Below are 14520 nucleotides of genomic sequence, written 5' to 3' on the forward strand. Positions count from 1 at the left end.
CGCTTTCTTGGTTATTGGCTAAGATGAATAAAGGGGCGGGATCGCTTAAAATCACAGGAATGTTGAAAAGATATAGTACATTCTTGATCTAAGTGGGTACTGCCCATAAAGTATCAAACTAATATAATAATAATTTAGATATGAACGAGGTCGATTTGTCACATTTCCAGCAAACTATCTCCGCTTTGATTGAGCGAGTACAAAATGCCCAAGCAAGCGAAGTTCGTTGTGTTGAAGTTCTAACGCAAAAACCATCGTTTGCATTTATAGAATGGCTTCATGCTCAACCGCTCTTTCCTAAGTTCTACTGGCAGTCACGCGACACTCGTGAAGAGGTTGTTGCGCTCGGACAGTTACATACGTTTTCAGATCCTGCACCCGCGTACGCTATTCTTGGTGAAGACCAACGAATCTGGGGTGGACGCTCGTTTGATGGGCACACCGCAAAGAACCGTCGCTGCATGGAGTCGTTTTTCTTCCTTCCTCAGGTTGAATTGATCCGCTTTGACAATACTTGGTCGCTGGCGGTTAATTTGTCCCCTGATCGCGTTTCTTCTATTAATGCTTTGAATAAGCTTTCTGTAGAAGCCGCGATATTGGCGCCTTTGTCTGCCCATATTGAACAGATCAATCACGTTCCAGAAAGAGAGCAGTGGGGCAACCTTGTCGATAAAGTGCTGCAAGGCATTAGCGATGAAGAGTACAAAAAAGTCGTTTTAGCACGTAAAACCACACTGCAACTCGATGCGCCTATCTGCGCAGCTCAATTACTTAAAGCCAGCTATCTGCAAAATCACCACAGTTTCCACTTTATGTTGGTGCTGGATTCTAAACACAGTTTCATTGGCTCGACACCAGAGCGCTTATATAGCCGACATGGTACGGAGCTTGATACCGAGGCGCTTGCTGGAACCATTGGTCGCGGAGAGAACGCTACTGAGGATATGGAACTGGCCAACTGGCTTTCTCAAGACAGCAAAAACCTCAATGAGAACCAGTATGTGGTCGACGACATCATTGAGCGTCTCACTCCTCATTCTCAAACGGTCCATGTTGAAAAGGATGCGCGTCTAGTGCGCTTGCGTAAGGTGCAGCATTTGAAGCGCAATATCCATGCTCAGTTCAACAATGGCGTTAATGGTGTGCAGTTGCTTGCTGCCTTACAGCCAACTGCTGCGGTGGCGGGTTTACCTCGTAAAGAGGCGATGGATTTCATTCTTGAACACGAACCGTTTGCACGAGGTTGGTATGCAGGCTCTGTAGGCTATATCAGTCATCAGCGAGCGGAATTCTGCGTGGCGATTCGAAGCGCCTTGATTGTAAACGATCAAGTACAACTGTTTGCTGGCGCGGGGATCGTGCCGGGATCGGTTGCCGAACATGAGTGGCAAGAGCTGAATAAGAAGATGTCGACTCTGCTCAGTCTCATTTCTGATCACCCACCATTAGGTGTGGCGTCATGAATCACGACCAAGCTGTATTAAACAGAGTTTGGTGTAACACATTACTTGAAGAGCTTGCCCGCAGCGGTGTTGAACATGTTTGCATCGCGCCAGGCTCTCGTTCAACACCATTAACACTCGAAGCCGAAGCTAACTCTAAGCTAACCTTACATACGCACTTTGATGAGCGCGGGCTTGGCTTCTTGGCTTTAGGTTTAGCTAAAGCGAGCAACAAACCCGTTGCGGTGGTTGTTACTTCTGGAACTGCCGTAGCTAACCTTCTACCAGCGACCGCTGAATCTGGATTAACGCGAGAAAAGCTAATCTTGTTGACCTCCGATCGACCGATTGATTTAGTCGACTGTGGTGCCAATCAAGCGATTCAGCAGCAGGGTATCTTTTCGTCTCACGTTGAAACGGCACTAAACCTTCCAAGTCCAACGACACAAGTTTCTTTGAATTGGCTTTTGACGTCGGTTGATAACGCACTGGCGAAACAGCGCAGCGTCGGTGGGGCTATTCATATCAACTGTCCGTTCCCAGAACCGCTTTATTCCGCTAATAGCGCCGAGATGTATGCGGATTATACAAAGAGCGTGGCAGCTTGGAGAGCTTCAACCTGCCTTTACTCGAACACTTATTTGCCCAGTCATTTAATCGCTCAGCCTGTCTCAGCAAGTGATTATGTCGCTCGTAAAGGCGCAGTGATTATTGGTTCTATCGAGAATGAAGCTGCAATTAAAGCCAAGCAGTTTGCGACAGCTTTGGGCTGGCCAGTATTCTGTGACCCTCAATCGGGTGTCAGTAGTGACTGGAAACACTATGATTTATGGATGCAAAGTGACGCAGCCAAAGCACAGCTTAGTCAGTGTGATTTTATTATCCAGTTTGGTGAGCGCATTGTTTCTAAGCGTCTTAACCAATGGGTAAAAGAACAAGCTGCCACATTTTGTTCATCGCAGTACATCGTTGTTTCACCAGATGCACATCGTATTAATCAAGATCATCTGCCTCAAACTCATATTGTCGCTGATATCGAACATTGGTTATCAGAGCAACATCTACCAACGCTGTTGGGAGAACATGCTGGCTGGGCGGCATCTTTGGCGGAAGTCGCGAATACGGTTCAGCAGTTAGCGTTGGCGCAAATCTCTAATAATGACCAACTGACAGAGTTGAGTGTTGCAGTTGACTTGTCGTCTAGACTTAAAGACAGAGAGTTGTTTGTGGGAAACAGCTTGATGGTAAGGCTGGTGGATATGCTGTCTTCAATATCTGCGAATCGGGTTTACAGCAATCGTGGTGCATCGGGCATTGATGGCTTGGTGGCGACGGCTGCGGGTGTAGTGAAAGCCAACCAGAACCCCTTATTGATGTTGATTGGCGATACTTCTTTGCTTTACGATCTCAACTCACTGGCTCTGCTGACTCATAATTTAACGCCGATGGTTATTGTTGTGACCAACAATGATGGTGGTGCGATCTTTGATTTATTGCCGGTGCCAGAGCAGCAGAAACAGTCACTTTATCAAATGCCTCATGGTTTCAGTTTTGAACACGCTGCTGCGCAATTCCAGTTGGGATACGCTGCGCCAGAAACCTTGAATTGCTATCAAACCATTATCGAACAACATTTCGAACAGGGTCAGGGTACCTTGCTCGTGGAAGTTAAGACGCCTCCCGAACAAGCGTCTACTTTGCTGAAACAATTCAGTTCAATGCTCACCGAGGCATTAGCCTAAGGACTTTACATGCTTTACTCCGATTATTACCCAGCTGTACAAGATTCTTCTGACAAACCTTTGCTTGTTTTCTTACATGGTTTACTCGGAAGCGGGGATGATTGGAGTGCATGTCATCCATTCCTCGAGGATTTTCCTCTCCTTTGCATAGATTTACCCGGACACGGACAAAGTCGCTTTATCGATCCGGTAGGGTTTGATCATTGCTGTAAGAAAATTGTCCAGTGCATCACATCCCAACTGGCTCTCAACGATCTTCCTGCCGATTATCCTATCGTGGTGATTGGGTATTCTATGGGCGGAAGGCTCGCTATGTATGGGGTGACAAGCCCTTGCTTTGAGGCACTCAACCTAGAGAAAGTCATCATTGAAGGTGGCAACTTTGGCTTGGAATGTGATGAAGAAAGAGCACAAAGGTTAGTACATGATACGCAATGGGCTGTTCGCTTTGCACAGCAGTCGATTGAAGATGTTTTAGACGATTGGTATCAACAAAGCGTCTTTTCTTCACTAAATCATGAGCAAAGACAAACTTTGGTCATAAAGCGTAGTGGTAACCTTGGAGTATCCGTAGCAAATATGTTGTTATCTACTTCGTTAGCTAAGCAACCGGATTTACGTGCCACATTGAAATCTCATGAGTATTTATTGCATTATGTATGTGGAGAAAAAGATCGTAAATTCATGGAGCTAGCTGAGAATAGTGGCTTTGAATATAGTCAGGTGGATTACGCGGGTCATAATGTTCATTTTGAGCAACCCGAGCTGTTTTCCAACCTGATAATCCAATGTATCGCCAGTCGTCGTTAATCTGACTGAGCGATTCTCTCGTATCAAGCACTATCAAAAGCAGAGCAACACCGTCACGACTATTCGTTAGTCGTGGTCTCTAATAGAACAATGGGAATCACCATGGCTAAAACAGTAGGCATCACAGAAGAAGAACTTTACGCGGCAGTTAACTGGAGCGATGAAAGCAGTCAATACGAAGATATTCAGTACCACAAATCTGACGATGGTATTGCAAAAATCACGATTGCGCGTCCTCAAGTGCACAATGCGTTCCGTCCACAAACCGTAAAAGAGATGATCAATGCACTGGCTGATGCTCGTTATGACGAGAAAGTTGGCGTAATCATTTTGACTGGTCTTGGTGAGAAGGCGTTCTGTTCTGGTGGTGACCAAAGTATTCGTGGTGACTACGGCGGCTACCAAGATGATTCAGGTACACACCACCTGAACGTACTTGATTTCCAACGTCAAATTCGTACTTGTCCAAAACCAGTTATCGCAGCGGTATCGGGTTGGGCAGTCGGTGGCGGTCATGTACTTCACATGATGGCAGACCTTACTATTGCAGCTGAAAACGCGCAGTTCGGTCAGACGGGTCCTAAAGTGGGTTCTTTCGATGGCGGTTGGGGTGCTTCTTACATGGCTCGTATCGTTGGTCAAAAGAAAGCACGTGAAATCTGGTTCTTGTGCCGCTTCTACGATGCACAAGAAGCACTGGACATGGGCCTTGTAAACACCGTTGTTCCTGTTGCTGACCTAGAAAAAGAGACAGTTCGTTGGTGTCGTGAAGTGCTTCAACACAGCCCAATGGCACTGCGTTGCTTGAAAGCGGCACTGAACGCTGACTGTGATGGTCAAGCAGGCTTACAAGAGTTGGCTGGTAACGCAACCATGATGTTCTACATGACAGAGGAAGGCCAAGAAGGCCGCAACGCATTCAACGAGAAACGTCGACCGGACTTCGACAAGTTCCCGCGTAATCCATAGTCTTTCTCCTCTTCAAAATGAGTCGCTAATAGCGGCTCGTTTTGTTTTGATGTTCCCCGTTTTTTAGGAAACTTTATGAACTCAGTGAATTCTCAGCGTCACGCTAAACTTTACCGTTATCAATTACCTATGGATAGTGGTGTGGTTCTTCGTGACAATAAGTTGAACGAACGTGTTGGCTATATCATCCAACTTGAGTGTGATGGTAAAACTGGTTTTGGCGAAGTTGCGCCTTTGCCCGGTTTTAGCCAAGAAGATGCCGAACAAGCTGGCATTCAGCTTCAACACGAATTAGAGCTTTGGAGCCACAATAAGCCTCAAACGCCTTTCGACGAGCTGTATCCTTCTGTCGCGTTTGGCTTTTCAATGGCGATGATGGAATTGCGAGGCGATCTTAACGCTAAAGGTAACTACCAAGCGGCGCCTTTGTGTACAGGCGATCCAGATGAACTGATTCCTGTATTGAATGAGATGGTAGGCGAGAAGGTCGCGAAAGTGAAAGTCGGCCTCTACGAAGCGATTCGCGATGGCATGTTGGTTAGCTTATTCCTTGAGTCGATCCCTGATTTGATTCTAAGACTTGATGCCAACCGTGCGTGGAAGCCAGAGAAAGCGAAGCAATTCATTAAATACATTTCGCCGTCAATGCGCCAGCGTATAAGCTTTATCGAAGAGCCTTGCCAAAAGCCAGAAGACAGTTTGGCCTTTGCCATTGACCATGGTGTGGCGATTGCGTGGGACGAGACACTGCAAGAAGCGGTGCGCAGCCCGGAATTTGATCTTAGCGACCTTACTGGTGTTAAAGCAGTCGTGATCAAGCCAACTCTTATTGGTTCTGTCGAGCGTTGCGTGGCAATCATTGAGCGAGCACAGAAGCTTGGAATGAAACCTGTATTGAGCTCAAGCATTGAGTCGAGCCTAGGTCTGACTCAGATTGCTCGTCTGGCGCAGCAATATTTGCCAAATGAAGTGCCGGGGTTGGATACGATTGGCTTGTTCAAGCAGCAGCTAGAGGTTTCTTGGCCGGGCTGTCAGTTGCCTGTCTCTACGCTTGAAAAGCAACAATTGATTTGGTCTTCTTAGACCGAGCTATTTGAATGGCTATTTAGTTAGCTTAACAAGTTCTTAATCTATTTTTGGTTATCATATGATGCGCCCACAATCTAATCATCCCCCGCTCTGGGTAAAGTGGGCGCAGCAAAACCCACTTCAACCAGCGTTAGTGACCACTCACCGCACTTATACTTGGCAGCAAGTGTTTGTGTTGGTTAGTGAGTACCAACAACAGCTATCTCATCAAGGCCTATCTGAAGGTGATGTACTGACGATTGTTGGTAAGAATCAAGCTGAAGTGATCCCTGTTTATCTTGCCGCACTCAATTTGGGTGTGGTTTGTGCGTTTACGATGCCTCAGCCTAGTTTACGCCTGAAGCAAAAGCTCGATTCCTTATATCAAGCAGATCAACAGAGCTACCTTTGGCTCTTGGGCAATAGCGGAATAGAGCAATCAGAGACTGCCGATTTGAATACTCAGTTGGTGACCTTGCCTTGCCTAAGTGAACTGAAGTTTGATGGTGATGATGAGCAGATAACGACACCTCAAGAATCCAATTTCAATCCGCAAAATCTAGCGAGCATCGTATTCACTTCAGGTTCTACCGGAAACCCAAAAGCGGTCGCTCATACACTTGAGCAGCACCTATGCTCTGCGTCAGGGCTGCTTGAGGTGTTTCGTTATCAACAAGGTGACACGTGGTTACTGAGTTTACCTATGTACCATGTGTCGGGGCTGGCGATAGTTCATCGTTGGTTGGCGGCTGGTGGTTGCATCAAAATAGGCACAGGTCAGCTTGAAACCGATATAGAAGAATGCAGTCATGCTTCATTGGTCGCTACTCAACTACATCGATTGTTAAAGAGTAAGCAAGCACTTACTTTAACGCATGTACTTTTGGGTGGTAGTCATATACCAGAAGCACTTGGGCTCGAAGCTCAACAAATGGGCATCGAAACATGGCTTGGATACGGCATGACTGAAGCGGCTTCAACCGTGACTGCGAAGCCCGTTGATGCCGGCAGCACCGCCGGTTTTGTCCTTAACCATCGCCAGCTAAAAATTGAAGAACAACGTATCTTTATTGGTGGCGAGACGCTCGCGTTCGGGTATTACTATCAAGGTAACTTAACGCCATTAGTTGATAAGAGCGGTTGGTTTGATAGCAAAGATCTTGGTGAGTGGCTTGGCGAACAAGTGTCGATTATTGGCCGTGCCGACAACCAGTTTATTTCTGGTGGTGAGAACATTCATTGCGAAGAAATTGAGCGAGTACTCAATCAATTGTCTGAGGTTAATCAGGCTTTTATTGTTCCCATTGAAGATGATGAGTTCGGATTTCGACCTGCAGCGATTGTCGATTGTGCTGAGTTGCCAACCAAAGAGTGGTTTGCTGAGCAATTGAATGGACGTCTTGAGCGGTTCAAATTTCCTGTTGAGTATTATCGAATGCCTGAGCAAGAACAGCAGGGTATTAAGGTCTCACGCGCTGGATTGGCATCTTGGTTGTCTCAGCATAGGAGTTAAAGGTAAGCGCTTACCTCGACGTTATTTGCGAAGTTGTTAGGTGACTAAGCTGTCAGGCGGTTAGTTAATTTAGCAATTAGATAGTTCAAAACAGAATTTATTATCTTTATAACCATCCATCATAATAAGCCATATAAATAACGGATTATAGAATAAGGTCTTATTATGAAAATTGCCCTCATCATTGCGGTTTTACTGCAGATAGGCCAAGCGATCATCTCATCGGGGTTGACTCGTTCGTTGGCTGAGCTCACCGCATTTGTGTTGGTTGTGGTACTTGTTTTAATGAAAAGAGAGAGCAAGAAGAGTGATAAGCCCCTGTTTGATTCGTGATTGTTACAACAAAGAATACCCTTACCACAAACGATAAAGGCAAAGCCCATTGGAGCTTTGCCTTTTTGTTTTGTTGCTCGCTAACTTGAGTGTCTAGTTCACCGAACAAACATCTAAAGCGTTTCTATGCGGGCTAAGCGAGAGTTAACCACGCCAATGAACCCGTTGAGATCATGACCCACATTGTAATACCAAACATCAGTGGTTTCGGCCCTGCCGCTTTTAACTTCTCAACTGAAATACCACAGCCAATTAAGAACAAACACACGACCAGTGCTCGCTTAGACACATCAAAGATTCCTTGATAGACCATCTCAAATTGTGGCAGTAAGTCACTCACCGCGATAGCGGCGCAATAGAAGAAAATGAAGTAGGGAACCGTAATCTTCTTTTGATCGTTCTTGAAGATCATCGCACTAATTAAAGCGATTGGGATGATCCAAAGTGCGCGAGCGAGCTTCAATGTTGTCGCTGTCGTCAGTGCTTCTTCGCCATACGCTGAAGCTGCACCTACTACAGAAGACGTATCGTGAATCGCTATCGCTGCCCAAGTACCAAATGTTTGTTGGCTGAGCTCAAGCGCGTGACCAATCATCGGGAATAAGAATAGAGCAACCGAGTTCAACACGAATACGGTGGCTAATGCCAAGCCAATCTGTTCATCGTCTGCTTTGATCGCGGGTGCCACTGCTGCTATCGCGCTACCACCACAAATCGCGGTACCAGAAGATATAAGATAGCCCGTAGTGCGGTCTAGCCCCATTTGTTTCGCCAAGAACCAACCAATGACTAATGTACCGATAATCGTCGTTACAATGAGCCCAATACCATCGCCTGTTACTGCTAATGCTTTTTCAAACTGAATACCAAAACCCAAGCCAACAATAGAGTAGGCCAGTAGCTTTTTGGTAAGTTTGCCGACTTCCAAGTGTTCAGGGACTAATCCTAAACTAGCAAGCAGGAAACCGATAACCAGGGCTGTCGGTGAGCTAACCCAAGGCGTTAAGCAAAACAGTGCAGCAAGATAAAATGGAACGGACTTTTTTAGGTTCATTGTATTTAGAGTCTTGTTTTGTTGTGGCGTTATTGTGATGAGACCACTATACGTTCAATAAAATGATAAGTAAGTCTAAATGAGTTGAACAAACGTTAAGGAAAACTTAACGCTTGTTCAACTGATATGAATAAAGGGCTGGTTAACTAGCGTAATGATCCGCGAAGGTCAGAGACTGACTGTCGAAGCGTTTCACAAGAGGCTTGTTTAGGTGAAATCGGCTCGCCAGCTTCTATCTCTAGCTTAGTCCAGAAGCGAGTGGGTAACCCTTTGCAGGCACGGCCTTTGTAACGACTAAAGTAGCTACCCCATAATCCTTTAAGAGCCATAGGAATCACTGGGACAGGGGAACGTTTGATGATCAGCTCCATACCACGCATGAACTCAGCCATTTCGCCATCAGAGGTGAGCTTTCCTTCTGGGAAAATACACACGATGTGACCTTCATGCAGGGCACGCTCTACTTCTTTGAAAGCGTTTCGAATCGAGTTGCGGTTGGTCGCGGAGATTGGAATCACCCCAGCTCTTTTCAAGAAGCGTCGAATTGGCGGCAACTTGGTGTAATCCTCTTCCATCACAAAACGGATCAAGCGAGGGCAAACCGCACTCAGCAGCAGTGCATCCATATAACTCACATGGTTGCAGACAATCAACGCACCGCCCTTTTCTGGCAGGTGATGTAAGTTCTTATGTTTAACTCTGTACATGGTGTGAGTGACCACCCACGTAAAGAAGCGGAAAGCGTAGATAGGCACCTGATAAAACAGGTACAGCATCACCAAAGTGTTGCCCACTGCGAGCAAGATAAACAGCTGCGGAATTGAAAGATCTAGAACACTAAGGCAAACAATACCTAATACCGCACTTCCCACCATGAACAGTGAGTTGTAGATATTGAGCCCGGCAATCACTTGGGCACGCTCGTCGGGCTTGGCACGTAACTGCATCAGTGAATACAGAGGAACAATAAAGACACCGCCAGAGATACCCAGAAGCAGAAGGTAAGCAAACAGTGGCCACAGCTCTGAGTAGGTTACGAATTGATGGAAAGAACTAAAGTCAGGCAAAGACTCCGGGATGGATATCGCCATCAGAAGACCGAAGATCGAGATACCTAAGCTGCCCATTGGCACGATGCCGATTTCAATTCGGTGATTAGATAACTTATCACAAGCTAAAGAGCCGATTGCAATGCCTACCGAGAATAGTGCCAGTAAAAAGGCGACGGAGCTTTCAGTGCCGTTTAGATGCAGTTTAGTGAAGTTGGGAAACTGAGTTAGGTAAGCCGCACCAAGGAACCAGAACCAGCTGATAGACATCAGAGCTTGAAAGGTCGGGCGATCTTTTTTTGCAATCGCCAGTGTCGCGCGGGTCAGTTTTACAGGTTGCCACTTTACTTTAAGGTCTGGTGCATTACTTGGCGCTTGTGGGATAAACCAGCTTGATACATAGCCAAGCACGGCGAACGAAACAATACACACCGCAGCAATGAGCTTCGCGCCTTCTTCAGATGCAATGATGCCTGCGCCGAGAGTACCAATCAGGATCGCTAAGAATGTACCTGTCTCGACGAGAGCGTTACCAGATACCAGTTCTTTTGTTTCTAATTGTTGTGGAAGCAGGGCGTATTTCACCGGGCCAAAGAAAGCACTCTGCGTTCCCATAAGGAACAGGAGCAGAAGTAATATTCCGTAGCTTTCGTAGATGAATCCGATCGCACCCAGTGACATGATCACTACTTCGAGGAGCTTAACTTTACGGATAAACCACGATTTTTCGTATTTGTCGGCCAGTACACCAGCCAAAGCTGAAAATAGGAAGAAGGGCAGAATAAAAAGGCCAGCGGCCAAATTAATGAATAGATTGCTGGAAATAGGCAGCGTGTCTACGCTTGCGAAAGCAACAAACAGTAACAGGACATTTTTGAATATGTTGTCGTTAAAGGCTCCTAGAAATTGGGTAATAAAGTAGGGTAGGAACCTTTTTTGCGTTAACAGCGAAGATTGGCTGCTGTTGTTCATTGTCTTTCCTTGGATGATTACCAGTTGGTTAAGTAGTTTGAGACTAGGTTATTGATCAGCTCTTTACCATCAATAGGCTCAGAGGCGAAAAATTTATCATCAACGCTAAGTAGAGTAATTCCGTGTACTCCAGACCATAATACACGGCTGGCTTTAACGACTTCGCTTTTCGTATGTTCAGGAGCAATCGCTACTAGCAACTGTTCTAGCATGCCTGTCATTCTATCGATGCGGTTCGATTGCCATTCAGGAAGGTTTTCACCGTTCATGTTGTGCTCAAAGATAAGCTGCCAACGGTGAGGGTGTCTCTGTGCAAAATCGTGGTAGCAGTAGGCAAGGTTGAATAGAGCTTGTTGAGGGTTGCTTGATTGTTCAACAGTTGCAGCGGATTCTGACGCCAGTTCATCTAATGTTTGAGCGACCACATGCAAAAGCAGTAGGTTGTAATTACCAAATACATTTACTAAGGTACTTGGAACGTAACCAATCATATTGGCGATTTTACGTAGACTTAGCTCGTGATAAGAGTGCTCTTCTAAGAAGTCGGTCACCGTTTTTAAGGTTAATTGCACTAATTGTTCGCGAGTATGATCGTTTCGTCTTGCCATGGGTACTTTCTATTAAATGAACATCGTTCAATATTTTAATGCTGCCCCAGAGTGCCGTCAATCCCTTCGCTAGTTTAGTAATCAATTAATAGCCGCAATATTATGATACATGTGTAAACACGGTGAATATTTCATTGTTCTTTGTTAACGAGTATGATTAAGGTGTCGAAAGATAAAAAACCTATAAAGGATAATAATGAAACGATTTTTCTCACTAGTCGCGATCCTGTTGGTAACAGTCGCGGTGACGCCAATCGCGGAAGCGAAAAAGTTTGGTGGTGGTAAGTCATTTGGCAAAAGCTTTAAAACGGCTCCAGCACCAAAACAACAAAACACGAATTCGATCCGTCAAGATCAAACAGGTAAGAACACAGCAGCTAACTCTAGCAAGAAAGGCCTTATGGGCGGTCTGCTAGGTGGTTTACTTGCTGGTGGTCTTTTAGCTGCATTCTTTGGTGGCGCATTTGAAGGTATCCAGTTCATGGATATTCTGATTATGGGTCTGATTGCTTTCCTAGCGTTTAAATTCCTACGCGGAATGTTGGGCGCGAAGCAGGGCTCAATGAATCAGCAGAATGCACGTGGCCAACAGCCAGCATTCGGCGGCATGGGTCAGAACAAGTTTGAACAACCTAAGCAACAACCAAATGTTCATAACTTCGAGCAAACACAACCTCAATCACAAGGCGCTGCTGGTGGTTTCGGTTTTGGTGCACAAAGCGATGTTCCACATAACTACCCACCGGGCTTTGATCAAGCGGCATTCATCAATGGTTCTCGTGAGCACTACCGTACACTGCAAGGTGCATGGAATCACAACGAGCTAAACACGATTGAAGAATACGTATCTCCAAGCCTATTTGAAGACCTAAAAGCTGAGCGTAATAAGCTAGACGGTGCTCAGCACACAGACGTAATGTACGTTGATGCTGAAATCGTTCGCGCAGACCACGATGGTAGCAAAGCACAGCTAAGCCTTCAGTTTAGCGGTCGTTACCGTGACACAGCGGATGGCGTTGAAGAAGATATCACTGATATCTGGCATCTAGAGCGTGACCTAACAACTAACAATGCACCTTGGTTAATTGTTGGTATTCAAGGTTAATTCCAGGATTTAACTCAACATCAATAGGATGTAGTTATTCGGAATAACACCAAATAATAGAAAGCCCCTGCTGAGAAATCAGCAGGGGCTTTTTTGCGTCTAATGATATGTATCTTAGTTAAAGATTGGATTAACCTGAGACTAACTAACTGATTTTATTTGGATGTAATGAGTAATGACAAAGTTCTTTGAACCCGTATTGGAGCCTGAGGTTACTTTGCAGCAGAAACAGATAATTGCGAACGAATGCGAAGAACATGTATCGAGCAATTGTTTAGGCTGCGCTGCTTATCTGGTTTGTGAGCGTCATGCTGAAGTATGGGATCACTGATGTTTGAATGATTTAGCTCGATTAGTTATTTGTAGTAGCGGGTTAGTGTTTAGGAAGTTGAGGGTTGTTTTAGAAGACACGTTTAGTAAGAGATAAAGCTCAGTGTCTCGTCCTAAAATACGTTGACAGTATTTCTACTAAGCCAACAGCATCAGCTGTTGGCTTTTTTCATGCACCTCATTTGGAGTTTTCATCCTGAGACTAAGGTGCGGCCTCATATTGTTATAGGTACTTATAGACTCTTTTACTAGTTGTTTAAGCTCTCCGAGGTTTTTACACTTATTAAGTAAGAACTCTTGTTTCAGTATTCCATTTACTCTCTCTGCTAATGCATTTTGATAGCAGTCATAACCGTCTGTCATCGAGGGGCTTATGCCGCTACTTTTCAACTTATCTTGATAAACACCGGAGCAATACTGGAGGCCACGATCAGAGTGATGGATACACGAACGATGATATTGACGCCCCTTAATAGCCATATCTAGCGCTTTCACAACATCCGTCGCCTTCATTTCGTTGCTCAGCTCGTAGCCCATAATTTTCCGACTAAACGCATCAGTTACCAATGAGAGATAGTGAATGCCTTCATCTGATTGGATATAGGTAATATCACTTACTAACACACCCTCTGGAGTGCATGGTTTGTAGTTCTTTAATAAGTTCGGATGTTTTTTCATCCAATGCTTACTGTTTGTCGTTTTCGTAAAACTACGTTTAGGTCTTACCAATAACCGTTCATCACGTAAGTAGTTGAAAAGAGCATCCCGACCTAACTTGATACCTTGTTCTTGCAACTTTGGCTTAAGTAAAAAGTAGAGCTTTCTAGTGCCAACCCGAGGCATATAACGTCTAATATCCAACACCATTTGTTTGATGGGTTTAAGTTCCAACTGGCGATGAACAGCTCGCTTTTCTCGTTGATAAACGCTTTGTCTCGTTATCCCGCATAGCTTACATACTCGAACTAAACTTATTCCTTCTTGTTCTTGAAGGCTTCTTGCTCCTTGGTGAGATACTTTTTTCTGAGGCTAGTTCCGTGTTCAGCATCAAGAATATCAACCACTCTATTTAAAAAGAGATTCTTGATTTTTTCGTCTTCCAGCTCTTTCTCAAGACGCTTTATTTTCTGTGCTGGTGACTCTTTAGGCTTAGTTGATTGGTGCATGGTATTCATCCTTGGAGTTTGCGCCCAATTCATCTTACCGTGCTTTCGAAGCCAAGTTAAAACAGTTGAACGGCCTTGGATACCATAAATGGTTTGGGCTTGTTTATATGTCATATCGCCTCTTTCTACAGCGGCGACGACCTGTAATTTAAAGCCTAGTGTGTAATCACGCTGAGTGCGCTTAACGTAGGTATTATTTGAAGTAGCCATAATTCGTCCTCAATGTGTAAACACATTTCAGGACGGGACACAGAAACGAAAAAAGCCAACTCAATGAGTTGGCTTTTCGATTTTCCAATTAAGGAGAATATGGTGGAGGGAGACGGATTCGAACCATCGAAGGCAGTGCCGGCAGATTT

At 45.1% G+C, this 14520-nt stretch carries 12 protein-coding genes; 8 read left to right on the forward strand and 4 right to left on the reverse strand.

Translation table 11 applies throughout. The features are described from left to right. The first annotated feature begins 140 nt into the window (after positions 1 to 140). From ACED46_RS16010 to ACED46_RS16040, 7 genes are all read left to right on the forward strand, one after another. A complete protein-coding gene (locus tag ACED46_RS16010; RefSeq protein WP_371721887.1) occupies positions 141 to 1463 on the forward strand; it encodes an isochorismate synthase MenF in 1323 nt (440 codons plus the stop codon). Further along, positions 1460 to 3184 carry a 2-succinyl-5-enolpyruvyl-6-hydroxy-3-cyclohexene-1-carboxylic-acid synthase gene (gene menD / locus ACED46_RS16015; protein ID WP_371721888.1) on the forward strand — a complete coding sequence of 575 codons (1725 nt, stop codon included), beginning with the start codon at positions 1460 to 1462 and terminating at the stop codon, positions 3182 to 3184. The genes ACED46_RS16010 and menD overlap by 4 nt, the downstream gene beginning before the upstream one ends. A gap of 9 nt (positions 3185 to 3193) precedes the next feature. Next, positions 3194 to 3994 (forward strand): 2-succinyl-6-hydroxy-2,4-cyclohexadiene-1-carboxylate synthase, encoded by an 801-nt coding sequence (gene menH, locus ACED46_RS16020; RefSeq protein ID WP_371721889.1) that lies wholly within the window; start codon positions 3194 to 3196, stop codon positions 3992 to 3994. A gap of 102 nt (positions 3995 to 4096) precedes the next feature. Next, entirely contained in the window at positions 4097 to 4963 is an 867-nt protein-coding gene (gene menB / locus ACED46_RS16025; protein WP_017060170.1) for a 1,4-dihydroxy-2-naphthoyl-CoA synthase, read from the forward strand. Between the two features lie 75 nt (positions 4964 to 5038). Then, positions 5039 to 6046: an o-succinylbenzoate synthase gene (gene menC, locus ACED46_RS16030; RefSeq protein WP_371721890.1), complete on the forward strand. Its 1008-nt coding sequence runs from the start codon at positions 5039 to 5041 to the stop codon at positions 6044 to 6046. Between the two features lie 64 nt (positions 6047 to 6110). Continuing rightward, positions 6111 to 7544 carry an o-succinylbenzoate--CoA ligase gene (gene menE / locus ACED46_RS16035; RefSeq protein ID WP_371721891.1) on the forward strand — a complete coding sequence of 478 codons (1434 nt, stop codon included), beginning with the start codon at positions 6111 to 6113 and terminating at the stop codon, positions 7542 to 7544. 165 nt (positions 7545 to 7709) lie between these two features. Beyond that, on the forward strand, positions 7710 to 7877 hold the full coding sequence (locus ACED46_RS16040; protein ID WP_017068947.1) for a hypothetical protein: 168 nt from the start codon (positions 7710 to 7712) through the stop codon (positions 7875 to 7877). A 133-nt stretch (positions 7878 to 8010) separates the two neighbouring features. Here the strand turns inward: ACED46_RS16040 and ACED46_RS16045 are convergent, their stop codons facing one another. The 3 genes from ACED46_RS16045 to ACED46_RS16055 form a co-directional block, all read right to left on the reverse strand. Beyond that, a complete protein-coding gene (locus ACED46_RS16045) occupies positions 8011 to 8931 on the reverse strand; it encodes a YeiH family protein (protein WP_017060176.1) in 921 nt (306 codons plus the stop codon). A gap of 146 nt (positions 8932 to 9077) precedes the next feature. Next, entirely contained in the window at positions 9078 to 10952 is a 1875-nt protein-coding gene (locus ACED46_RS16050) for an MFS transporter (protein WP_102320179.1), read from the reverse strand. Positions 10953 to 10969: 17 nt separating this feature from the next. Next, positions 10970 to 11560: a TetR/AcrR family transcriptional regulator gene (locus tag ACED46_RS16055; RefSeq protein WP_048613073.1), complete on the reverse strand. Its 591-nt coding sequence runs from the start codon at positions 11558 to 11560 to the stop codon at positions 10970 to 10972. A 196-nt stretch (positions 11561 to 11756) separates the two neighbouring features. Between ACED46_RS16055 and ACED46_RS16060 the strand changes: the two genes are divergently transcribed. After that, a complete protein-coding gene (locus ACED46_RS16060) occupies positions 11757 to 12665 on the forward strand; it encodes a Tim44 domain-containing protein (RefSeq protein WP_371721892.1) in 909 nt (302 codons plus the stop codon). A 468-nt stretch (positions 12666 to 13133) separates the two neighbouring features. Here the strand turns inward: ACED46_RS16060 and ACED46_RS16065 are convergent. After that, positions 13134 to 14371 (reverse strand): IS3 family transposase gene (locus tag ACED46_RS16065; protein ID WP_102319877.1). Its coding sequence is split into 2 segments (ribosomal slippage): positions 13134 to 13999 and positions 13999 to 14371, totalling 1239 coding nucleotides; the frame shifts between segments, so codons are not numbered across the junction. Positions 14372 to 14520 lie beyond the last annotated feature (149 nt).

The organism is Vibrio sp. 1S139 (assembly GCF_041439475.1).
Lineage (GTDB): Bacteria > Pseudomonadota > Gammaproteobacteria > Enterobacterales > Vibrionaceae > Vibrio > Vibrio crassostreae_C.

Coding starts and splice junctions, on each gene's coding strand:
- ACED46_RS16060 (WP_371721892.1), top strand. CDS start 11,757: ATGAAACGATTTTTCTCACTAGTCGCGATCCTGTTGGTAACAGTCGCG.
- menC (WP_371721890.1), top strand. CDS start 5,039: ATGAACTCAGTGAATTCTCAGCGTCACGCTAAACTTTACCGTTATCAA.
- ACED46_RS16045 (WP_017060176.1), bottom strand. CDS start 8,931: ATGAACCTAAAAAAGTCCGTTCCATTTTATCTTGCTGCACTGTTTTGC.
- menH (WP_371721889.1), top strand. CDS start 3,194: ATGCTTTACTCCGATTATTACCCAGCTGTACAAGATTCTTCTGACAAA.
- menE (WP_371721891.1), top strand. CDS start 6,111: ATGATGCGCCCACAATCTAATCATCCCCCGCTCTGGGTAAAGTGGGCG.
- menB (WP_017060170.1), top strand. CDS start 4,097: ATGGCTAAAACAGTAGGCATCACAGAAGAAGAACTTTACGCGGCAGTT.
- ACED46_RS16040 (WP_017068947.1), top strand. CDS start 7,710: ATGAAAATTGCCCTCATCATTGCGGTTTTACTGCAGATAGGCCAAGCG.
- menD (WP_371721888.1), top strand. CDS start 1,460: ATGAATCACGACCAAGCTGTATTAAACAGAGTTTGGTGTAACACATTA.
- ACED46_RS16050 (WP_102320179.1), bottom strand. CDS start 10,952: ATGAACAACAGCAGCCAATCTTCGCTGTTAACGCAAAAAAGGTTCCTA.
- ACED46_RS16055 (WP_048613073.1), bottom strand. CDS start 11,560: ATGGCAAGACGAAACGATCATACTCGCGAACAATTAGTGCAATTAACC.
- ACED46_RS16010 (WP_371721887.1), top strand. CDS start 141: ATGAACGAGGTCGATTTGTCACATTTCCAGCAAACTATCTCCGCTTTG.